Source organism: Aeromonas sp. JL9, from assembly GCF_024436075.1.
GTDB lineage: Bacteria > Pseudomonadota > Gammaproteobacteria > Enterobacterales > Aeromonadaceae > Aeromonas > Aeromonas veronii.
The window spans coordinates 178,387-199,933 of the sequence record NZ_JANFNV010000004.1 but is presented as its reverse complement, the minus strand read 5'-3'; the positions used below and the strand labels follow the sequence as shown (position 1 = coordinate 199,933).

Annotated in this window: 17 protein-coding genes; 10 read left to right on the top strand and 7 right to left on the bottom strand. The window is 57.8% G+C overall.

The window, feature by feature from the left end; all coding sequences use genetic code 11:
• Window positions 1–48: 48 nt before the first annotated feature.
• The 7 genes from NOM06_RS05450 to NOM06_RS05420 all read right to left on the bottom strand — a co-directional run bounded on the left by NOM06_RS05450 (window position 49) and on the right by NOM06_RS05420 (window position 12,005).
• Window positions 49–4,887, bottom strand: coding sequence for an NAD-glutamate dehydrogenase (locus NOM06_RS05450; RefSeq protein ID WP_255910325.1), 4,839 nt, complete (start codon window positions 4,885–4,887; stop codon window positions 49–51).
• Between the two features lie 278 nt (window positions 4,888–5,165).
• Window positions 5,166–5,387 (bottom strand): DUF2835 family protein, encoded by a 222-nt coding sequence (locus NOM06_RS05445; protein ID WP_255910322.1) that lies wholly within the window; start codon window positions 5,385–5,387, stop codon window positions 5,166–5,168.
• A 70-nt stretch (window positions 5,388–5,457) separates the two neighbouring features.
• Window positions 5,458–8,082 carry an aminopeptidase N gene (pepN, locus tag NOM06_RS05440; protein WP_058058153.1) on the bottom strand — a complete coding sequence of 875 codons (2,625 nt, stop codon included), beginning with the start codon at window positions 8,080–8,082 and terminating at the stop codon, window positions 5,458–5,460.
• A 144-nt stretch (window positions 8,083–8,226) separates the two neighbouring features.
• Window positions 8,227–10,242: a carboxy terminal-processing peptidase gene (gene prc / locus NOM06_RS05435; RefSeq protein ID WP_255910310.1), complete on the bottom strand. Its 2,016-nt coding sequence runs from the start codon at window positions 10,240–10,242 to the stop codon at window positions 8,227–8,229.
• Window positions 10,243–10,250: 8 nt separating this feature from the next.
• Complete coding sequence (proQ, locus tag NOM06_RS05430) at window positions 10,251–10,889, bottom strand: RNA chaperone ProQ (RefSeq protein ID WP_005351923.1); 639 nt, start codon at window positions 10,887–10,889, stop codon at window positions 10,251–10,253.
• A gap of 102 nt (window positions 10,890–10,991) precedes the next feature.
• On the bottom strand, window positions 10,992–11,450 hold the full coding sequence (locus tag NOM06_RS05425) for a GAF domain-containing protein (protein ID WP_005351924.1): 459 nt from the start codon (window positions 11,448–11,450) through the stop codon (window positions 10,992–10,994).
• 93 nt (window positions 11,451–11,543) lie between these two features.
• Complete coding sequence (locus tag NOM06_RS05420; protein WP_255910308.1) at window positions 11,544–12,005, bottom strand: hypothetical protein; 462 nt, start codon at window positions 12,003–12,005, stop codon at window positions 11,544–11,546.
• Window positions 12,006–12,286: 281 nt separating this feature from the next.
• Between NOM06_RS05420 and ccoN the strand changes: the two genes are divergently transcribed.
• From ccoN to uspE, 10 genes are all read left to right on the top strand, one after another.
• Window positions 12,287–13,711: a cytochrome-c oxidase, cbb3-type subunit I gene (ccoN, locus tag NOM06_RS05415; protein WP_005360548.1), complete on the top strand. Its 1,425-nt coding sequence runs from the start codon at window positions 12,287–12,289 to the stop codon at window positions 13,709–13,711.
• Between the two features lie 16 nt (window positions 13,712–13,727).
• The gene (gene ccoO / locus NOM06_RS05410; protein ID WP_005336618.1) at window positions 13,728–14,342 is read left to right on the top strand and encodes a cytochrome-c oxidase, cbb3-type subunit II; all 615 of its coding nucleotides are present in this window, start codon (window positions 13,728–13,730) and stop codon (window positions 14,340–14,342) included.
• A 10-nt stretch (window positions 14,343–14,352) separates the two neighbouring features.
• The gene (locus NOM06_RS05405) at window positions 14,353–14,532 is read left to right on the top strand and encodes a CcoQ/FixQ family Cbb3-type cytochrome c oxidase assembly chaperone (protein WP_005336620.1); all 180 of its coding nucleotides are present in this window, start codon (window positions 14,353–14,355) and stop codon (window positions 14,530–14,532) included.
• A complete protein-coding gene (ccoP, locus tag NOM06_RS05400) occupies window positions 14,532–15,515 on the top strand; it encodes a cytochrome-c oxidase, cbb3-type subunit III (protein ID WP_019446377.1) in 984 nt (327 codons plus the stop codon). Before NOM06_RS05405 ends, ccoP begins: the two co-directional genes overlap by 1 nt.
• A 140-nt stretch (window positions 15,516–15,655) precedes the next feature.
• A complete protein-coding gene (locus NOM06_RS05395; RefSeq protein WP_005345427.1) occupies window positions 15,656–16,156 on the top strand; it encodes a FixH family protein in 501 nt (166 codons plus the stop codon).
• An 86-nt stretch (window positions 16,157–16,242) separates the two neighbouring features.
• Window positions 16,243–18,627, top strand: a complete 2,385-nt coding sequence (locus NOM06_RS05390; RefSeq protein ID WP_255910306.1) for a heavy metal translocating P-type ATPase — start codon at window positions 16,243–16,245, stop codon at window positions 18,625–18,627.
• 138 nt (window positions 18,628–18,765) lie between these two features.
• On the top strand, window positions 18,766–18,954 hold the full coding sequence (gene ccoS, locus NOM06_RS05385; RefSeq protein ID WP_005360558.1) for a cbb3-type cytochrome oxidase assembly protein CcoS: 189 nt from the start codon (window positions 18,766–18,768) through the stop codon (window positions 18,952–18,954).
• A complete protein-coding gene (locus tag NOM06_RS05380; RefSeq protein WP_255910304.1) occupies window positions 18,938–19,624 on the top strand; it encodes a sulfite exporter TauE/SafE family protein in 687 nt (228 codons plus the stop codon). The genes ccoS and NOM06_RS05380 overlap by 17 nt, the downstream gene beginning before the upstream one ends.
• A 68-nt stretch (window positions 19,625–19,692) precedes the next feature.
• Window positions 19,693–20,448: an FNR family transcription factor gene (locus NOM06_RS05375; RefSeq protein WP_005351934.1), complete on the top strand. Its 756-nt coding sequence runs from the start codon at window positions 19,693–19,695 to the stop codon at window positions 20,446–20,448.
• A 151-nt stretch (window positions 20,449–20,599) separates the two neighbouring features.
• Window positions 20,600–21,547, top strand: coding sequence for a universal stress protein UspE (gene uspE, locus NOM06_RS05370; RefSeq protein ID WP_005345417.1), 948 nt, complete (start codon window positions 20,600–20,602; stop codon window positions 21,545–21,547).

Sequence of the window (21,547 nt, the reverse complement as noted above, 5' to 3'; positions counted from 1 at the left end):
TGGCCGGGGCTTTGGGTGTAATGTCGGTGTCATGCCTTAATCTGGCAATTAAAGTGCCCGACAATTCAACTGGAGCAGGTTCAACTCTCGCAAGGCCACCGAGAACTTGGCGAACTCGTGGGTACTGGTGGTCTTGAAGTCGGCCAACATGTGGGTCCAACGGGACAAGAGTTGCTCATGCTCCGAAATCCAGTCGGCCAGTATGGTAGCGCATTCTCCCTGATCTTTGCACCCTTCCAGTACCACAGAAGTGAGACTGCGTTGCTGCCAGTCAAGATCTTCGCGGAAAGAGGCACGCGCCATCGCCTGCCAGTGGTTGCCGACCGGCTGATGGTTAATCTGGTCGAGGAACCAGTGCAGATCCAGTTTGGCTCCGAGGCGATAGTAAACGTTGGCGGCACGTAGGATATCAGTCTTGTGCTCGGCGGCAATCTGCGCCAGATCCAGACTGGAGAAGAGGCTGCTCATATGGGCGACCTGACGGGCAATGGCTTCAGGCACCTGTTTCTCCATCCACTTGGCAACAGCCTGACGATGCTCTGCCACTTCGCTCTCATCCATCACCTCGTAAAGGTGCTTCCCTAAGGTCTCGAACGCTGGACGGAAGAAGGCGATGTTCTCGCTGATGCTCCAGCTGCGATTGCGGGCGCGCAGGAACCAGCGGGTGGCACGGCGTACAATGCGGCGGCTGTAGAACATCAGCTCGAGCTGAGTCTGGGCATCCACCAGGTTGTCGCACCCTTCGATATCGCGCCACAGCTGGTTCATGCCAAACACTTCGCGGGCCATGGCAAAGCAGCAGGCCACTTCGGCGACCGAGGCACCGGTTTCGTCCTTCATCCGGCTGGCGAAGTTGAGCCCCATGTCGTTAACCAGCATGTTGGCCACCCGGGTAGCGATGATCTCGCCGCGTAGCGGGTGATCGGCCAGCTGGGTACCAAACTGCTGCTGCACCTTGGCTGGGAAGCTGGTGACCAGCATGTTGGCGAGGAAGGGCTCGTCGGTCACTTCCGGGCAGTTGAGCTGCTCTTTCAGCACCATCTTGCCGTAAGCCACCAGCACCGCCAGTTCGGGGCGGGTCAGCCCCTGCCCTGCCGCCATCCGCTCTGAAAGCTCCTCGTCAGAGGGAAGGAACTCCAGCGCACGGTCCAGCTTGCCTTCCCGCTCCAGTCCCTGAATAAAGCGCTGCTGCTCTTTGAGTTGTTCAGAGCCGCGGAAGCTGGTGACCGAGATGGACTGCGACTGGCGATAGGCGTTGGTGATCACGATCTGCGCCACGTCATCGGTCATTTCGTAGAGCATCTGGTTACGTTGCTTGAGGGTCAGATCTCCTGCTGCCACCAATTGGTTGAGCAGGATCTTGATGTTCACCTCGTTGTCGGAGCAATCCACCCCGCCCACGTTGTCGGTAAAATCGGTGTTGATGCGACCCCCCTGACTGGCGTACTCCACCCGGCCAAGCTGGGTAAAGCCGAGGTTGCCCCCCTCACCCACAATACGGGCTCGCAGATCGCGACCATTGACCCGCAGAGCATCGTTACTGCGATCGCCCACCTCGGCATCGCTCTCGCGAGCGCTCTTCACATAGGTGCCGATGCCGCCGTTCCACAGCAGGTCGACATTGAGGCAAAGCAGCGCCTTGATCAGCTCGTTCGGCGCCATGCTGGCCTTGTCAGTGCCGAGCAGGGTCTGCATCTCGGGGCTAAGCTTGATGGACTTGGCAGAGCGCAAGAAGATGCCGCCCCCTTGTGATATCAGCTCACGGTTGTAGTCATCCCAGCTGGAGCCCGGCAGATCGAACAGGCGCTGGCGCTCGACAAAGCTCTTGGCCGCATCCGGAGTAGGGTCAACGAAGATGTGCATGTGGTTGAACGCACCCACCAGCCGGGTGTGCTCGGAGAGCAGCATGCCGTTGCCGAACACGTCGCCGGCCATGTCCCCAATCCCCACGCAAGTGAAGTCGGTGGTCTGGCAGTTGACGCCAATTTCACGAAAATGCCGCTTGACCGACTCCCAGGCACCACGGGCGGTGATGCCCATCTTCTTGTGGTCGTAACCGACCGAGCCGCCGGAGGCGAATGCATCGCCGAGCCAGTGACCGTATTCGAGGCTGATCTCGTTGGCAATATCCGAGAAGGTGGCTGTGCCCTTGTCTGCGGCGACTACCAGGTAGTAGTCATCCTCATCGTGACGCACCACGGATTTGGGCGGGATCACCTCGCCGCCGATGATGTTGTCAGTCACATCGAGCAGACCGCGGATAAACAGGCGATAACAGGCCTTGCCCTCCTCCTGGATAACGGCGCGAGGCGCCCCCACCGGCATCTGTTTGCAGTAGAAACCGCCCTTGGCCCCCACCGGCACAATGACGGTGTTCTTGACCTGCTGGGCTTTCACCAGACCCAACACCTCGGTGCGGAAGTCCTCTTTGCGATCTGACCAGCGCAGACCGCCACGAGCTACTTTGCCCCAGCGCAGATGCACCCCTTCCACTCGTGGCGAATAGACGAAGATCTCGAATTTCGGCAACGGCAGCGGCATGTCGGTGATGCTGGACGGTGCCAGTTTGAAGGAGATGTAGGGCTTGATGTTACCCGCCTTGTCCAGCTGGTAGTAGTTGGTGCGCAGGGTAGCGTCGATCATCTCCACATAGCGGCGAATGATGCGATCGTCATCCAGGTTGGCCACCTGATCCAGCTTGGCGGCAAGCTCCTCGTGCAGCTTGGCCTGTATCTTGGCGTCCTGCTTTCCGGCAGGATCCAGGCGCTGTTCGAACAGGGTGAACAGCAGTTGAGCAATATCGGGGTAGCGGGTCAGGGTCTCTTCGATATAGGACTGGCTGAAGGAGACGCCGGTCTGGCGCATGTATTTGGCGTAAGCGCGCAGCACCGAGACCTGACGGCCGGTGAGACCCGCCCCCAACACCAGCCGGTTGAAGCCGTCATCTTCCAGCTGCTTGTTCCAGATGGCGGCAAACGCCTGCTGGAAGCGCTGCTGGCTCTGGGCCAGATCAAAGGGCTGCTCGCCATGCAGCAGCATGGAGAAGTCGAGGATCCAGAACAGACCGCCACCCGGAGTGCGTACCTGATACGGGGTCTCACCGATCACCCGCAGTCCCATGTTCTCCAGCATCGGCAGAACATCGGAGAGGTGGATGGGTTCGGTGCGATGGAACAACTTGAGCCGTACCCGACGATCGTTCTCCTCCTCCTGCGCGCGGTAAAAAAGCATGCCCAGCGGCTCGGCTTCGCTCAGGTTATCGAGCGCCATGATGTCGGCCACGGCCGAGCCAGGCAGCACATCCTCCTTGTAAGCGCGAGGGAATGCGGTGCTGAAACGGCGGCGCAGCTCATTGCCACGAGCCTCGCCATAGTGGGAAAGCAGCACGGAGTCGAGTCTGTCGTCCCAGCTGCGGGCCGCTTCAATCAGGTTGTTCTGCACTTCGTTCACATCCACATCCACGTTGTTGTTGTTGACCCGCACTATGTAGTGGGTCCGCGCCAGCACGCCTTCGGTGAAGTAGACGTTGAACTCCACCTCTTCATTGCTGCCAAAATATTTCTGCAAAATTTGCTGGGTCTTGATGCGCAGCGCCGTGTTGTAGCGCTCCTTGGTGACATAGACCATGCAGGAGAAGAAACGGCCGTACACGTCGCGGCGCACGAACAGCCGCAACATGTCCCGCTCCTGCATCTCCAGCACCCCAAGGCCGGTAGCCAACAGCTCCTCTTCGCGGGCCTGGATCAGCTCGTCACGGGGATAGGTTTCCAATACGTTCAGCAGCGCCTTGTAGGCGTGGGAGCCCTTCTCATGACCGGAGGCCGCCATGATGCGTTCGAGACGATGGCTGATGAGCGGGATCTGGGTCGCGCTGGTGTTGTAGATGGAAGAGGCGTAGAGGCCGATGAAGCGATCTTCCCCGATCACCTTGCCGTGCTCGTCGAAGCGCTTGATGCCAATGTAATCCACATAGGCCGGACGGTGCACCCGGGACTTGCTGTTGGATTTGGTGAGGATCAGCAGGTCAGAACTCAGGGCGGCGTGACGGGCGCTGGCCGGCATATTGCCAAGGCGCTGGCCCACCTCCTTGATGGAGTTTTTCATCAGCCCCAGGCTGGAGCTCGCCTGCGGCAGGATCTCGTGATCCCCCTCCACTGCCTTGACGTCGTAACGGCGATAGCCCATCAGGGTGAAGTTGTGGGCAGCCACCCATTTGAGGAAGGCAACGCAGGAGGCCACCTCCTCCTTGCTGACCGGGTGCTTGCGCTTGGGCAGTTCGTCGATGATCTCATTGAGCTTGGCCAGCATGGGCTGCCAGTCGCCGACTGCCAGCGCCACTTCACCAGCCACCGAGTTGAGCTCGGCAGCCAGCGCGGCCATCTGCTCCTCGCTGGTGAGGTGATCGATCTCGATAAGGAATGCCGTTTCAACCGAGGTCTGCCCGTCGGTGTTGTCGAGCTCCAGAATGGCGTCAATCTTGCCATCCGCACCGCGAATGAGGTGCAGCGGTTGGTGCAGCATCATGTGGGCGGTGATATTGAGCCGCTTGAGCGCCATCCGGATGGAGTCCACCAGGAAGGGCGAGTCCTGCAGGATCACCTCGACGATGGTATGGGGCGATTGCCAGCCGTGACGGGTCAGCTCGGGATTGTAGACCCGGATGTAGGGATCGGTACCGCTGCGCTGATTGAGGGCATTCCACAGGCTCAGGGCCGCGCCGTAGAGATCGCTGTCATTGCGATCGTGCAGATCGGATCTCGCCATGTTGCCGTAGAACTTGGCAACGAAGCGCTCGACCAGAGAGGCACTGTTTTTGGGCAACTTCTGATGGATCAGGCTGAGAACGTTTTCGAGCAGAACTGAGGTAGGGGCGTCTTTCAATGCCATTTTTATATTCCTTATCGGACGACATTAACCACCGACGCAGAGGCAACCACCCTGGTTACCCGCTGGTGCAGAGTTGTTGCGAAGTGTAATGGCTTGGATAAGGGAAGGCGAGGAAAGGTGCTAACGAGATGTTAAAAACAAGGTGCAGATCACGGCTTAAACTGTGAGAAATTTTGCAAATAACCAAAAATACAGAAATTCCCACTACCTTTGTGCCAGTTTACCGGATAGATAGTGACGCAAAGCAGATAAACAGTCGGTAATCTGTTCGATTTTTGTTAATTTATGCGTTCGAGGCTGATAAAGCGGTAATCGTCCTGGGTTTTCAGCCGAAAATAGCCATGCACACCATTGATGACGACAAAGGGCCGTATTTTTTCTATGCCAAGTTCCAGGGTCAATCCCTGTTCGCTGCGCACCACCAGCCGTCTGGCATGGCCCTGATACATCAGCATCACCTCGTCACTGCTCAATGAGAGCCGAAAAGTAAACTGCTTCACACTTGCTCCTGATCACACGACAAATCACACAATGGGGGCAGGCGCATTCACGCCCCTGCCCCGTTGACAGTTACTGCTGCAGTGCCTTGCTGACCTTCTCGAACAGATCCCGTGCCAGCCCCTCAAGGTTGGCAAGACGGGTCAGCTCGGCGCGGATCAGGGCCTTGCGCGCCTCATCCAGTCGCTTGAACTGGATAAGCGGCGTGATGAGGCGGGAGGCCACCTGCGGATTCACCTCGTTGAGCTCGATCAGCAGATCGGTCAGGAAGCGGTAACCGCTGCCATCCACCGCATGGAACTGCACCTGATTGCTCATGGCGAAACTACCGATCAGCGCCCGCAGCCGGTTCGGATTGCGAATGCTGAAAGTGGGGTGATTCATCGCCTGTTTCACTTCGCTAAGCACATCGGCAGCCGGTTTGCTGCCAATCAGCCGCAGCCAGTTGTCCAGCACCAGTCCATCCTTGGCCCACTTGCCTTCAAAATCGGCCAACAGCGCGGCACGGCATGGCAACAGATAGCCGTTGGCCACCTGCAACGCCGCCAGGGTGTCGGTCATGTTGTCGGCAGTTGCATACTGCTCGCGCACCAACGCATCGGCATGCTCCGCATCCAGCGCCGCCAGATAGCCGAGCACTACCCCTTTGAGGGCCCGCTTGGCCATGTCGGCATGCACCACCTGATAACCATTCAGACGCAGGCTCTGATAGGTCGCCGCCAAGCGTGCGCCAAAGGCCTCGGCAAGACGGGTGTGGATCGCGTTGCGCACCTGATGAATGGCATCGATATCGGCCACCTCGAACAGCTCGGCCAGGGTCGCTTCACCGGGCAGCGCCAGGATCTCCGCCTTGAGGGCCAAATCGAGATCGCTGTCGTCCAGAATAGCGACGAAGGCGGCCAACAGGGTTTGGGAGAGCTCAACCCCCTGCCCGTGCTGGACCCGCGCCACCCCGTCGATGACCGCTTTGTTGATCAGCATCTGGGCCGCATCCCAGCGGGCAAACTCGTTGCGGGCAAAGCGCATCAGAAAGGCGAGCGCTTCGTCGCTGTAGTCATAGTGCAGCTTGACCGGCGCAGAGAAGTCCCGCAGCAGGGAGGGAACCGGCTTGACCGGCACCCGATCGAATTCGAAGGTCTGCTCCGCTTCCAGCACGTCGAGCACGTTGCCGATGGCCTTGCCCTGATATTGCAGCGCAATGACGGCACCCTGCTCGTCATAGAGTTCGATATCGAGGGGGATATGCAGCGGCAGCTTTTGCGGCTGATCCAGAGTCGGCGGGGTGTGCTGGCTCACATGCAGACGGTAAACACCGCTGGCGGCATCGTACTCGTCGGTCACGGTCAGCTCGGGGGTGCCTGACTGGCTGTACCAGCGGCGGAAACGGCCAAGATCGACACCGGAAGCATCCTCCATCGCCTGCACAAAATCATCGCAGGTGGCGGCCGAGCCGTCGTGACGATCGAAGTAGAGACGCATACCGGCCTGGAAGGCATCTTCCCCCAGCAGGGTGTGCATCATGCGGATCACTTCCGACCCTTTTTCATAAACGGTCAGGGTGTAGAAGTTGTTCATCTCGATCACCACATCCGGGCGGATCGGGTGTGCCATGGGGCCGGCATCTTCGGCAAACTGTGGGCCGCGGACGGTACGCACGTTGTTGATGCGGTTGACGCCACGGGAGCCCAGGTCGGAGGAGAACTCCTGATCCCGGAATACCGTCAGCCCCTCTTTCAGGCTGAGCTGGAACCAGTCTTGACAGGTGACGCGGTTACCGGTCCAGTTGTGAAAATATTCGTGGCCGATCACCCGTTCGATACCGTGGTAGTCGCTGTCAGTGGCGGTGGCCGGATTGGCCAGCACGAACTTGGAGTTGAAGATGTTGAGCCCCTTGTTCTCCATGGCGCCCATGTTGAAGAAGTCCACCGCGACGATCATGTAGATGTCGAGATCATACTCGAGGCCGAAACGCTGCTCGTCCCAGCGCATGGAGTTGATGAGACTCTCCATGGCAAAACCGGCGCGATCGAGGTTGCCCTTGTCGACGAAGATCTCGAGGGCCACCTTGCGGCCGCTCTTGGTGGTGTAGTGGCTGCGTTCCACATCGAAATCACCGGCCACCAGCGCAAACAGGTAGCTCGGTTTGGGGAAAGGATCCTGCCACTGCACGAAGTGACGGCCGCCATCCAGATCACCACTGTCGACCTTGTTGCCATTGGAGAGCAGGAAGGGGAACTGGGACTTGTCGGCGGTAATGCGGGTGCTGTAGCGCGCCAGAATGTCGGGGCGGTCCAGATAATAGGTTATGCGGCGAAAGCCTTCCGCTTCACACTGGGTGCAGTAGGCATCGCCAGACTTGTAAAGCCCTTCCAGCGCGGTGTTGGCGGCCGGATCCAGCAGGGTGACAATGGTCAGCACACATTCGGCCGGCAGGTTGAACAGGGTCAGACTGCTCTCGCCTTGCTCGTAGTGGTCACAGGGAATGCCATCAATGGCAACGCTTTTGAGGGTCAGCTGTTCACCATCAAGGACGAGCGGCGCATTGTGCTCACCGTTGCGACGAATGCGGGTGATGGCGGTGACCTGAGTCAGCGGCTCCTGCAGTTGGAAATCGAGGTCGATGGTGTCGATCCAGTAGAGCGGCGCCTGATAATCCTGGCGATATTTGGCCGTCATGGCCTGGGAGTGATCGGTCATTATTGTCTGCTTCCACGCTTGTTAAAGGCGAGAAAGAGGCTGTCACAACCAACTGGCGGGGTCAAACAATTTGCATTACGTCAGATACGCCAGACAAAAAGAAAGGGCGACCGCAGTCGCCCTTGTGCATTACAGGTCGCCTTGTCAGCTGCGTTTGCTGACCTTGGCCAGATCCGCCGTGATATTGGCCGCTTCGATGAGATACTCATCGGGCGCTTCAAAATCAGCGGGCAGTTCATCCAGACTCTTCACCGCCGGCTTGCCAAGACGTGCCAGACGCTCGTTAGTACGTTTGAGCGCTTTCTCATCCTGTTTCGCCTGCTCTGCAACACGCTCCGCCTCGTTGAGGGAGACCGACTTCTTGTCTTTCTCCTCCTTGTAGTCGGCGATGTCCTGCATCACATAGGCAAACTCGGGATCCTTGGCGATCCGGGCATCGTGCGCCGCCTGCAACTTGGGCAGTACGCTGGCGAAGTTGCCGAGTTTCTCGTAGTTGGCGGAGGCAATCTTGTCCCACGGCAACGCATTGAACTCACGGCTTTCGCCCGTCTCTTCCGGAGCAACCGGTGTCGGGAAGCTGATATCCGGCGCAACACCCTTGTTCTGGGTGCTGCCACCGTCGATCCGGTAGAACTTGGCGATGGTGTACTGCACGTGACCGAGCGGCTGCTCGTAGAAGTCATAGACCTTGGCGAGACTGCGATGCTGCTGCACCGTCCCTTTGCCAAACGAGTTTTCACCCAGAATCAACGCACGGCCATAATCCTGCATGGCTGCAGCGAAGATCTCGGAGGCCGAGGCACTGTAGCGGTCGATCATCACCGACATCGGGCCGCCGTAGTAGACGTTGCCATCGTCATCGCCATTGACCGTGATACGGCCCATGTGATCACGAATTTGCACCACGGGACCGCTGGCAAAGAAGAGGCCGCTCAAGGCAGAGGCTTCGGTCAGGGCGCCACCGCCGTTACCGCGCAGATCGATGATCAGACCATCGATCTTCTTCTTGTTGAGGCTGGAGAGCTCCTTGATCACGTCGTCATGCAGATTGACGTAGAAACTCGGGATCTCGATGACGCCAATCTTCTTACCTTCGGCGTGAATCACCTTGGACTTGGCTGCCCGGTCTTCAAGGCGCACCTTGTCGCGGGTCAGCTCGATCTGCTCGGTCTTGGCGGTTGCGCCCTTGCCGCGCTGGATCTCCAGCTTGACCTTGCTCCCCTTGGGCCCCTTGATGAGCTCGACCACGTCATCAAGACGCCAGCCGATCACATCGACAATCTTGCCATCTTCCTGCCCCACCCCGGTGATCTTGTCATCGGGCTTGAGGTGGTTGGATTTGGCAGCCGGGCCACCGGGCACCAGAGAACGGATGACGGTAAAGTCATCTTCCGCCTGCAACACGGCACCAATCCCCTCCAGCGAGAGGTTCATCTCGGTGTTGAAACGATCGGCACTGCGTGGTGAGAGGTAACTGGTGTGCGGTTCGATGGCGCGAGCGAAGGAGTTCATGAAGAGCTGGAAGACATCTTCGCTCTCGGTCTGGGACATCCGCTTGATGGCGTTGTTGTAACGCTTGCCAAGCAGCTCCTTGATCTCGGGCCACTCCTTGCCACTGAGCTTGAGGCTCAGGGCATCGAACTTGACCCGCTGACGCCACAGCTCGTTGAGCTCTGCTTCATCTTTGGGCCAAGCCGCCCCTTCTCGATCAAACACATAGTTGTCGGTCTGGGTAAAATCGAAAGGAGTATCAAGCAGTTTGAGGGCGTATTCGAACCGCTCATAACGCCGCTGCTGACTCAGGTTGAACATCTCGTAGGCGGGAGCCAGACGGCCTCTTTCGAGGTCGGTGTCAAAACCGTTACGGTACTTTTCAAAACGGCTGATATCAGAGGCCAAAAACAGGTTGCGGCTGTAGTCCAGATTCTCCAGATATTTATCGAAAATCACGGAGGAAAAGGCATCGTCCAGCTTGAACTGTTTGTAGTGCGAGCGGGTAAACAGATTGGTAATTCGCTTGCTGGCCGTAGCATGTTGGCTCTCTTGAGCCAACACAGGCAAATCACTCTCCTTGAGCACCGGCTCGATGGCCTGTGCAAGCCCGGCAAGCGCCAGGCTACAGGCAACGAGGGAAAAACGAATTACGCCATGCTTCAACATTTGTCTCCTTAGAGAACCAAGTGCTCTGATTTGACCCGCACCATCATGCCGGTCTGCAGTTGGACCTGTACATCGTCCTTGGTTACTTCCTTGATGGTTGCCGGAACCGGGAATTTACCCATAACGACGCGCACATCCTGACCCACTTTCAGCGTAGCGGCATCCACTTTAACCAGCGGAGCGTCAGCGACCGGTGCCTTGGCGGCAGCTTTCGGCTTGGCAGCTACATCAGCTTTCTCGGTTTTGCGCACAGCAGGACGACGGGGCTTCTTGGCCTTCTCATCCTTCTCTTTGGTATTGGTACGACGGCTGGCGAATACGCGCTCTTTGCTCTCTTTCAGAGCTTGCTTGGCGTGCTCGATGTGCTCTTCGGTCAGCAGCTCGCCCGGGTTGCCATCCAGATCAACGCGAGCCTGGCCAGCTTTGAGACCGTGCAGGTAGCGCCAGCTGGAGGTGTATTGACGCAGTGCGGAACGCAGCATGGTCTTGGAGACTCTGGCATCGTCAGCAAGACGCTCGGCCAAATCCTGGAAGATGCCAATCTTGAGCGGCTTGGCCTCTCCTTCAGCAACGAAGCAGGCCGGGAATTTCTCGACCAGGTAGGCAACGATCTCTTTACTGTTCTTCAGCTTCTCAGTGTTTTCCATGTATAACCTTGGCTTTCATATAAACGCACGGGCACGTCCCGAGCACAACAAAGGCCCCATTATAGAGAGCTTGGGGCCTTTTGCGAACCATCTAGCAATGACTTAGAGCATGCTTTCCAAAATTTGCACCGTTTCTTCGAGGCCAATCCGGTCTTCCTGGTCGAAACGGTTAAAAATCGGACTGTCGATATCGAGCACCCCGATGATCTCGCCACCACGGCGAACCGGGATCACGATTTCCGAGTTGCTCGCGCCATCACAAGCGATGTGACCGTCGAACTGGTGGACATCGTCAATGAGCTGGGTTCTCCCCTCTGCCACTGCCGTACCACACACCCCACGGCCGACCGGGATCCGCACGCAGGCCGGTTTGCCCTGAAATGGCCCCAATACCAGGGTCTCGCCCTGCAACAGATAAAAACCGACCCAGTTGATCTCCTCCAGCTCCTGATTAAGCAGTGCGGAGAGGTTGGCCAGATTGGCAATCAGATCGGTTTCCCCCTCCAGCAGCGCCTTGGCCTGCTGGTTGAGGGTGCGATAAAACGGTTGTTTTTCAATCATGATTAAATGAACTTCACTCCCTGATGGTTTGGGGAAGGTAACGTCTGGCCGGGAAATTTCAAATATTTTTTCCACTCCCCGCTACTTGCGCCGTTATTCCCGGGCAACGGAAAGCGCCAATTGCTGGCGTTGACCATTACTCCACTCGATATTTAACAACCAGATCATGACGGGTGATGTACAGCTCCCCACCTGGGTCACCCCCTGCCACTGTCCGTCTATTTCTTCAAAGTTCACCGGAATGGTGCCCATAAACATATCTTTGCCTTCGAGTGTCGCTTTCACCGGTTTGATGGCCGGATCGCCGCCGGTAATAGCGACGGCAAAGTCATGTTCAGCGCGCAGCGGTAATTCCTTGATGGCGACCGTCAGCGACTTGTCACCAATCAGCGCGCTGCAAGGGGTGTGGGAAAGATCACAAATCTGATCTTTTTTCTGGTCAGCAGAGACGCTGTTATCGGCCGAAAACCAGGTGCGATAGGCCATCAGCGCCAATAACAGCGCCAATACCAGTACGAGGTGCAAAACTTTACGTGCGGTAAGTCTCTCTTTCATCAAAAACAGCCCGATTAAGATGCAATTAAAATAGTTTTTTGTGATCTCGAACAAGGTAAAAAACTGCCATATCGAGACCGGACGGAGCCAAATATATCACTGTTTATACTGTTATTTTACCTGTCACTTCAGTATCATTCCCATGCAGTTTTCATTTAGCCATCTTTTGCTTTTCCTTTCGTTAACAGATGTTAACAACTGGTCGGCGGTGGCTGATGAAGCCAGTCCGGTTCTCCGGATTCAAAACCAAACAACAGCAGCATCGGAAGCGGAATATAACGATGAGCCATACAACTAACCATCCTGAGTACAACTACACCGTTGTTCGCCAGTTTACCGTCATGACGATTGTCTGGGGAATTGTCGGCATGTCGGTTGGCGTACTGATCGCAGCCCAGTTGATCTGGCCTGCCCTCAACTTCGAGACCCCGTGGCTGACTTACAGTCGTCTGCGGCCCCTCCATACCAACGCAGTGATCTTCGCCTTCGGCGTCAGTGCACTGATGGCCACCTCGTTCTACGTGGTGCAGCGCACCTGTCAAACCAGACTGTTTGGTGGCCCGCTGGCAACCTTCGTCTTCTGGGGCTGGCAAGCAATCATCCTCTCTGCCGCCATCTCTCTGCCGCTGGGTTTCACCTCCGCCAAAGAGTATGCCGAGCTGGAGTGGCCGATTGATATCGCCATCACTGTGGTATGGGTCGCCTATGCCATCGTCTTCTTCGGCACCCTGATGAAGCGCACCACCTCCCACATCTATGTGGCGAACTGGTTCTTCGGCGCCTTCATCATCACCGTTGCGGTGCTGCACATCGTCAACAACATGGAAGTGCCCCTCTCCGGCATGAAGTCCTACTCCATGTACTCCGGCGCCATGGACGCCATGGTGCAGTGGTGGTATGGCCACAACGCGGTAGGCTTCCTGCTGACCGCCGGCTTCCTGGGGATGATGTACTACTTCGTACCCAAGCAGGCCGGTCGCCCGGTTTACTCCTATCGCCTCTCCATCGTGCACTTCTGGGCGCTGATCTCCCTCTATATCTGGGCCGGTCCGCATCACCTGCACTACACCGCACTGCCTGACTGGGCTCAGTCACTGGGCATGGTGATGTCCCTGATCCTGTTCGTACCTTCCTGGGGCGGCATGATCAACGGCATCATGACCCTCTCCGGTGCCTGGCACAAACTGCGTTATGACCCCATCCTGCGCTTCCTGATCGTTTCTTTGTCTTTCTACGGCATGTCGACCTTCGAAGGCCCGATGATGGCGATCAAAACCGTCAACGCCCTCTCCCACTACACCGACTGGACCGTTGGTCACGTTCACTCCGGTGCGCTGGGCTGGGTTGCCATGGTCTCCATCGGTGCGGTTTACCATCTGATCCCGAACCTGTTCGGCCAGGGCCGGATGTACAGCGTCAAGCTGATCAACGTTCACTTCTGGCTGGCGACCGTGGGCACCGTGCTCTACATCGTTGCCATGTGGATTTCCGGCGTGATGCAGGGCCTGATGTGGCGTGCAGTCAACGAAGACGGCACCCTGACCTACAGCTTCGTTGAAGCCCTGCAGGCATCGTATCCCTTCTATTTCGTGCGCTTCCTGGGTGGCTGCTTCTTCGTCACCGGCATGTTGCTGATGGCTTACAACGCCTATCGCACCATCACTGCGCCCAAAGGTTCTCTGGAACCTGTCGCCCAGCCAGCATGATTGAAGAGGTCAACCCATGAGCAACAATAACCGTCACGAAATATTTGAAAAAAGCGTTCCCATGCTGGTGGTCGGCATCATCTTCGCCATCAGCCTGGGGGGCCTGGTTGAAATTACCCCGCTGTTCTTCCAAAAGCAAACCACCGAGCCTGTGGAGGGCCTCAAGCCCTACACCGCTCTGCAGATGGAAGGACGCGACATCTTCATTCGCGAAGGCTGCACCAACTGCCACAGCCAGATGATCCGTCCGTTCCGTGCCGAAACCGAGCGTTACGGTCACTACTCGGTCGCCGGTGAGAGCGTCTGGGAGCACCCCTTCCTGTGGGGATCCAAGCGTACTGGTCCGGATCTGGCCCGTGTCGGTGGCCGCTACTCCGACGAGTGGCACAAGGTTCACCTGATCAACCCGCGCGATGTGGTACCGGAATCCAACATGCCCGCCTACCCCTGGCTTGATACCAATGTGCTGACTGGTGAGATGACGGCCAAGAAGCTGGCGCTGTTCCGCGATCACTTCGGTGTGCCCTATACAGACGCCGATATTCAGGGTGCTGGCGAAGCCGTCAAGGGCAAGACCGAGCTGGATGCGCTGGTGGCCTATCTGCAATCACTGGGTCATGCCCTGAAATAAGGAGGCGAAAATGGACTACGGCACATTTCGCGGTCTGTATACCCTGCTGTTGATGGCCATCATGATTGGCATCATCGTCTGGGCCTACAGCAAACGCCGCAAGACCTCTTTCGACGAGGCTGCCAATCTGGTTTTTGCCGATGATGAGCAACCCGGTGCTGATAAAAAGAACGCAGGAGCGAAACAATAATGAGCACTCTGTTTAGCATTTTTGTGACTGTCATCAGTCTGGGAACCATCCTCGGCTGCTTCTTGCTGCTGATGTGGTGCCGCAAGGACAAGATGGGTGTGGAAGAAGGCAAATCGATGGGTCACTCCTTCGATGGCATCGAGGAGATCAACAACCCGCTGCCGAAGTGGTGGACTTACATGTTCCTCTTCTTCATCGTCACCGGTCTGGTCTATCTGATCGCCTTCCCGGGGCTTGGCAACTTCAAAGGCCTGTTGGGCTGGCAAAGTTCCAACCAGGACGTGCGCTCGCTGGCCGAGTCCAAGGCTGCAACCGAATCGGCCAAGGCTGAAGGTCGCGCGGTGGAGTATGACCGCGAGGTCGCCAAGGCTGACGAGATCTACGGCGCCAAGTTCCGTGAACTCACCTACGAAGCGGATGGCAAAACCTATCGTGCCATCACCGAGATCGCCAAGGATCCGGAAGCCCTGAAAGTGGGTCAGCGTCTGTTCCTGCAGAACTGCTCCCAGTGCCACGGATCCGATGCCCGTGGTGGTCGCGGCTTCCCGAACCTGACCGACAGCGAATGGCAATGGGGCGGCCAGCCTGATCAAATCAAGACCACCATCATGGGCGGTCGTCAGGGGATCATGGCTGCCTGGGGTGAAATCCTCGGCAAAGATGGCGTTCAGGAAGTGGCCTCCTATGTGCTGAGCCTCTCCGGTCGCAAGGTTGACCTGGTGGAAGCGAAGAAAGGTGAAGCACGCTTTGCCATCTGCGCTGCCTGCCACGGGGCCGATGCCAAGGGCGGTGTTGCCGTCGGTGCGCCAGACCTGACCAACAACACCTGGCTCTACGGTGGCTCCCGCGAAGTGGTGGTACAAACCATCACCCACGGTCGTCACGGCGTGATGCCAGCCTGGAAAGATATTCTGGGTGAGGACAAGGTTCACCTGCTGGCCTCCTACGTTTACAGCCTGTCTCATCAACAGTCTGCCAAATAAGGTTCGCCCGTAACGTTGTAACATGTGATAAACACGTGATTACACAGCAAAAAGCCTCGACTCCTCGAGGCTTTTTGTTATCTTGTGTTGCGTAAAAACCATCTTCCACGTTAATCATTCGTTTCATGGCAGTAGCAATCATGACCCAACCTCTATCCAAACCGTGGTATCGCCAATTCTGGCCCTGGTTTATCATCGCCCTCCCCACTGCCGCCGTTGTTGGCAGCATCGCCACCGCCATCATCGCCAGCAAGGATGGGGTCAATCTGGTGGCCGAGGACTATTACAAACAAGGGAAAGAGATCAATCAGGACTTGAGTAAGTTTGACCGCTCCGAAGCCCTCAATATCCGCTTTGGGCTGGAGGTTGACGGCAACGAGCTGACCCTCAAACCCATCAGCGGTGACATTCCTGCCGGGCAAGCTCTCTATCTCTCATTGTTCCACCCGACCTTGGCCGGTCAGGACAGCGAACACATGATCACCGCCGATGCGAGCGGCACCTATCGCCTTCATTTCGACAAGCCGCTGGTCGGCAAGTGGCACATTCGGGTCGATGCCTTCGATCACCAGTGGCGATTACAAGAGACCGTCCAGCTGCCCACCCTGGCCCCTGTCGAACTCGACCCGAAAGGACGCTAAGCCATGACCGGCTGTTCTCACTGTGGCGAGCCGGTTCTCGCCACCGCCCCTGCTGCTTGCATTCTGCATTCAGGGAGGTATAACGCATGACCCCCTGTTTTCACTGTGGCGAGCCGGTACCCGCTAATAGTGGTTATTCCCTCGAGATAAAGGGGATTGTTCGCCCCATGTGCTGCCCCGGTTGTCAGGCGGTGGCGGAAACCATCATGGAGTGCGGCCTCGCCAGTTACTACGATCACCGCACCGCTCCCGGCACCAAGGGGGATCTGGTACCCGAGGAGCTGGCCGCCCTCACCCACTACGATCTGGCAGAAGTGCAACAGGATTTTGTCACCGACAACGGTACCCTTCGCGAAATCCAGCTGACAGTTGAAGGGCTCACCTGCGCCGCCTGTGCCTGGCTGATCGAACGCCACCTGATGACCCTTGGCGGCCTGCGCTACATCAACGTCAACACCACCACCCACCGGGCCCGCATCAAGTGGGATCCGGACCAGCTCTCCCTGAGTGACATCCTCAAGGGATTTGCCCAGATCGGCTATCGTGCCTACCCGTTCCAGACCCATCAACAGGAGGCGATCTACGCCAAAGAGGTGCGCAGCTATATGTTCCGGCTGGCACTGGCAGGGCTGGGCTCAATGCAGGTGATGATGTGCGCCGTGGCCCTCTATATGGATCTCTTCATCAGCGTTGAAGATGAGTTCATGGTCTACTTCAAGTGGATAAGCCTGCTGCTCTCTACCCCCATCATGATCTATTCAGCCCAACCCTTTTACGTGGGTGCCTGGCGCAGCCTGAAACAGGGTCACCTGTCGATGGATGTGTCGGTGTCGCTGGCGCTGATCGGGGCTTTTATCGCCTCCATGTGGGCCACTGTGTTCAATACCGGTGAGGTCTATTACGACTCCATCACCATGTTCGTCTTCTTCCTGCTGCTGGGGCGCTTTCTCGAGTTGCGGGCCCGGCGCAAGGCGTCGGAATCGAGCTCCAACCTGGCACGACTGGTGCCCATCATGGCGACCCGCATCGATGATGAAGGGGAGCATGAGGTAGCGGCCAAGACCTTGCAGGTCGGCGATCGGGTACGGGTGCTGGCTGGCGCCACCTTGCCGGCGGACGGCATCATTGTCGAAGGGCAAGCCAGCCTCAACGAATCCATGCTGACCGGTGAACAGCTGCCCCTGCTCAAACAGCGCGGTGATCAGGTCTATGCCGGCACCATCAACACGGATGCGCCGCTGCAGATCCGTGTCAGCCACCGCATCGAAGAGTCGCGGATCGCCCAGATCATGCGGCTGCAGGATCACGCCCTCGACGACAAACCGGCCATCGCCCAGATGGCAGATCAGCTGTCGCGCCACTTTATTCTGGTGCTGCTGATCATTGCCGCTGCGGTCTGGACCTTCTGGCACTTCCATCAACCGGATCAGGCGTTCTGGGTCACCCTCGCCGTGCTGGTTGCCACTTGCCCCTGTGCCCTGTCGCTGGCGACTCCGACGGCGCTAACCTCGGCCACCGCCAATCTGACCCGCAACGGCATTCTGCTGCGCCGTGGTCATGTGCTGGACGTGCTGACTAAGGCCAACCGGATCGTGATGGACAAGACTGGCACCCTGACAACCGGCGAGATCAGTCTGACCGGCACCACCGCCTTGGCAGACGTGGACGAGGAGCACTGCCTAGCCATCGCCCGGGCCATGGAAGCGCAATCCGAGCACCCCATAGCTCGCGCCTTCCGGCTACCTGCCGACTGTATCAGTGTGCAGCCATCCGCCCGCGAGATCACCCCGGTCATCGGTCACGGCATCACAGCGCTGGTGGATGGCGTACGTTACCGCATCGGCAGTGCCCGCTGGCTTGGGCTGGATCCGGCGCAAGAACACGGCCGCGGTCTGGCTATCTATCTGGCCGACGAGCAGCAGGTCTTGGCCCGCTTCAATCTGGAAGATACCCTGCGCCCCGATGCCAGGGCGCTGATCGCGGCATTCAAGGCGGCAGGTCTGCAAACTACCGTGTTGACTGGCGACAGCTCTTTGCAGGCAGACGAGATTGCCCGCGAGCTAGGAGTGGATGAGCTGGTCAAGGGGGTCTCGCCCGATGGCAAGCTGGCCTACCTCAAGGCCCGGGAAGCCCAGGGGGATATCAGCATCATGGTGGGCGATGGCATCAACGACGCGCCGGTACTGGCTGGCGCTCACGCCTCGTTTGCCATGGCTGGTGGCACCGATCTGGCGAAAAACAGCGCCGATGCCATCCTGCTGGCCGATGACCTGAGCCGACTGCTCGAGGCCAGAGTGCTGGCAATACGTACCCGCAAGATCATCATCGAGAACTTCGCCTGGTCCATCGGTTACAACCTGCTGGTGCTGCCGCTGGCGGCCTGCGGCTGGCTGCCCCCCTATCTGGCGGCGGCGGGCATGTCGCTCAGCTCCCTCATCGTGGTAACCAACTCCATGCGCCTCAACCGATGAGACCGGTGGCGGAAAATAGCTGAAAATGTGGCCTGCCTCCGATGCAGGCCACATTTCTCACTGATAGCGGCTGGCCCCCTGCCCGAACAGGGTTACCATAGGGGACGCTTGCCAAGGATGAACGCCAAGGTACCTCTCATGAATATAATTTTTGTCCTGATCCCCATCGCCATCCTGTTTGTGATCATCGCCGGGGTCGTCTTCTTCTGGGCCATTCGCTCCGAGCAGTTTGAAGATCTCGACCGGCAGGGTTCCAACATCCTGTTTGACGAAGAGCAACCCACCCACAAACCCGCAAAGCCTGCTGACCATGACCCACAACCTTGATCTGGCCGGTGCCCTGCTGGTCGGACTGGCAGGCTCCGCCCACTGCATCGGCATGTGTGGGGGTGTATCTGCCGCGCTCTCCATGGCGATCCCCGCCAACAAGCAGCATTTTTGGGGGCGACTCGCCTATCTGCTCAACTACAACCTCGGCCGGATCCTGAGCTATGTCATTGCAGGTGCACTGGTGGGCGGCCTGCTCGCCACCACCAGCGAGCTGGGCGCAGGCAAACACGGTATTGCCGGCTTACGCCTCGTGGCAGCGTTATTGATGATTGCGCTTGGCCTTTATCTGGCGGGCTGGTGGCAAGGGATCTTGCTGCTGGAGCGGCTCGGCGCCAGACTTTGGCCCCATATCAAACCGCTGGCGGGCAAGTTTCTCCCCTTCACCTCGCCTTTGCAGGCACTGCCCTTTGGCATGGTGTGGGGTTGGCTGCCTTGCGGGCTGGTCTACTCCATGCTGACCTGGAGCGCGGCGGCCGGGTCGGCCAGTGGCGGTGCGCTGATCATGCTCTTTTTTGGTCTCGGCACCCTGCCCACCCTGTTTGCGTTGGGGGGGCTTGCCGATCGCCTCAGATACTGGCTCACCCTGCGCAGTTTGCGCCTTGGCGGTGCCCTGCTGCTCATTTTGTTCGGGGTACATACCTTCTGGATTGGCATTGCTTCCTTTTGAAACCCTATCCAAAACGGATGAGTTGATGGTAAACTTGTTTGATATAAATCAATTATTCGTATGAGCCTATGATCCCGGAAAAGAAACCTGGCAGACGTATCCAGAGCGGTGGCTGTGCAATTCATTGCCAGGATTGCAGCATCAGTCAGCTCTGTATTCCCTTCACTCTGAACGACAACGAGCTTGATCAGCTGGACAGCATCATCGAGCGCAAGAAGCCGATCCAGAAGGGTGAAGAGCTGTTCAAGGCTGGCGATGAGTTCAAATCGCTCTATGCCATCCGTTCCGGGACCATCAAGTCTTACACCATCACCGAGCAAGGGGATGAGCAGATCACTGCGTTCCACCTCGCTGGCGATCTGGTCGGGTTTGATGCCATCAACAAGCAGGCCCACCCCTCCTTCGCCCAGGCGCTGGAAACGGCCATGGTGTGCGAGATCCCGTTTGAAGTGCTGGATGATCTCTCCGGCAAGATGCCCAAACTGCGCCAGCAGATCATGCGTCTGATGAGCAGCGAAATCATGGGCGATCAGGAGATGATCCTGCTGCTCTCCAAGAAAAATGCCGAAGAGCGCCTCGCCGCCTTCCTGCACAATCTGTCGGTACGCTTCTCCGAGCGCGGCTTCTCCGCCAAGGAGTTCCGTCTCTCCATGACCCGTGGTGACATTGGCAACTATCTGGGTCTGACAGTCGAGACCATCAGTCGTCTGCTCGGCCGCTTCCAGAAGTCCGGTCTCATCAGCGTCAAAGGCAAATACATTACCGTGCTTGATCAGGTCGCGCTGGGCATGATGGCCGGTGCAACTCGCCCGCCCTGCGGCTGATTTTTCCGCTTACCCTCCCGCTTTTCTCCTGCTTTCTCTGCCGGATCCTTTCCTCTGGAATGTGATCCGGTACGTTCCCCATACCCTCCTCCTGCGCTAAGCTGTAATGGCTAAGATTCTGCTGTCATTGGACTTTTCCAAGGAGGAGAAGATGGTCAAATATCAGAATATTCTGGTGGTTATCAATCCAGAAGAGGAGCGTCAAATCGCCCTCGAACGGGCAGTCAAAGTCGCCGAGCTGGACGAAAACGCCCATCTGACCCTGCTGCTCACCATCTATGACTTCTCGTATGAAATGACTGCCATGCTCTCGGTGGACGAGCGGCAAGAGATGCGTGATGGCGTCATTTCACAGCGACGTGAGTGGCTGGACGAGATCCTGACCCCCTATCGGGCACAGGGGATCGAGTGCGAAGTGAAAGTAGTCTGGCACAATCGTCCCTTCGAATGCGTCATTCAGGAAGTGCTGGAGCAGCGCCACGATCTGGTGGTCAAAGCCACTCATCATCACAGCTTCCTGCAAACCTTCATCTTTACCCCCACCGACTGGCACCTGCTGCGCAAATGCCCCTGTCCGGTGCTGCTGGTCAAAGAGGGTCACTGGCAACGGGGCGGCAACATCATCGCCGCCATCAACTGCTCAAGCGACGATCCGGATCAGAAACTGCTCAACGAACGGATCACCCAGGAGGGGAGTGACATCGCCGAGCTGCTGGGCTCCAACCTCTATCTGGTCAACACCTACCCGGGCACCCCGGTCAACGTGGCCATCGAGCTGCCGGAGTTTGACCCCAACGCCTACAACGAGGCGATCCGCAAGCACCACGAAAGCCTGCTGCTAAGCCATGCCGACAAGTTCGGGATTGGTCATCTCTGGACCCGTGTTGCAGAGGGGCTACCGGAAGAGGTGTTGCCGGATATGGCCGAAGAGCTCAAGGCAACCTTGATGATCATGGGCTGCGTCGGCCGTACCGGGCTTTCTGCAGCTTTGCTCGGCAATACCGCCGAACATGTGATTGACCGCCTCTCCTGCGATATCCTGATCCTCAAACCGGCGGACTACAGCTGCCCGGTCGACAGTCGTCGCAATCAATCATAA

Excerpts from the sequence above, each read along its gene's own strand:
- NOM06_RS05450 (WP_255910325.1), bottom strand. The coding sequence starts at position 4,887 with ATGGCATTGAAAGACGCCCCTACCTCAGTTCTGCTCGAAAACGTTCTC.
- pepN (WP_058058153.1), bottom strand. The coding sequence starts at position 8,082 with ATGACCGATCACTCCCAGGCCATGACGGCCAAATATCGCCAGGATTAT.
- prc (WP_255910310.1), bottom strand. The coding sequence starts at position 10,242 with ATGTTGAAGCATGGCGTAATTCGTTTTTCCCTCGTTGCCTGTAGCCTG.
- proQ (WP_005351923.1), bottom strand. The coding sequence starts at position 10,889 with ATGGAAAACACTGAGAAGCTGAAGAACAGTAAAGAGATCGTTGCCTAC.
- NOM06_RS05425 (WP_005351924.1), bottom strand. The coding sequence starts at position 11,450 with ATGATTGAAAAACAACCGTTTTATCGCACCCTCAACCAGCAGGCCAAG.
- NOM06_RS05420 (WP_255910308.1), bottom strand. The coding sequence starts at position 12,005 with ATGAAAGAGAGACTTACCGCACGTAAAGTTTTGCACCTCGTACTGGTA.
- ccoN (WP_005360548.1), top strand. The coding sequence starts at position 12,287 with ATGAGCCATACAACTAACCATCCTGAGTACAACTACACCGTTGTTCGC.
- ccoO (WP_005336618.1), top strand. The coding sequence starts at position 13,728 with ATGAGCAACAATAACCGTCACGAAATATTTGAAAAAAGCGTTCCCATG.
- NOM06_RS05405 (WP_005336620.1), top strand. The coding sequence starts at position 14,353 with ATGGACTACGGCACATTTCGCGGTCTGTATACCCTGCTGTTGATGGCC.
- ccoP (WP_019446377.1), top strand. The coding sequence starts at position 14,532 with ATGAGCACTCTGTTTAGCATTTTTGTGACTGTCATCAGTCTGGGAACC.
- NOM06_RS05395 (WP_005345427.1), top strand. The coding sequence starts at position 15,656 with ATGACCCAACCTCTATCCAAACCGTGGTATCGCCAATTCTGGCCCTGG.
- NOM06_RS05390 (WP_255910306.1), top strand. The coding sequence starts at position 16,243 with ATGACCCCCTGTTTTCACTGTGGCGAGCCGGTACCCGCTAATAGTGGT.
- ccoS (WP_005360558.1), top strand. The coding sequence starts at position 18,766 with ATGAATATAATTTTTGTCCTGATCCCCATCGCCATCCTGTTTGTGATC.
- NOM06_RS05380 (WP_255910304.1), top strand. The coding sequence starts at position 18,938 with ATGACCCACAACCTTGATCTGGCCGGTGCCCTGCTGGTCGGACTGGCA.
- NOM06_RS05375 (WP_005351934.1), top strand. The coding sequence starts at position 19,693 with ATGATCCCGGAAAAGAAACCTGGCAGACGTATCCAGAGCGGTGGCTGT.
- uspE (WP_005345417.1), top strand. The coding sequence starts at position 20,600 with ATGGTCAAATATCAGAATATTCTGGTGGTTATCAATCCAGAAGAGGAG.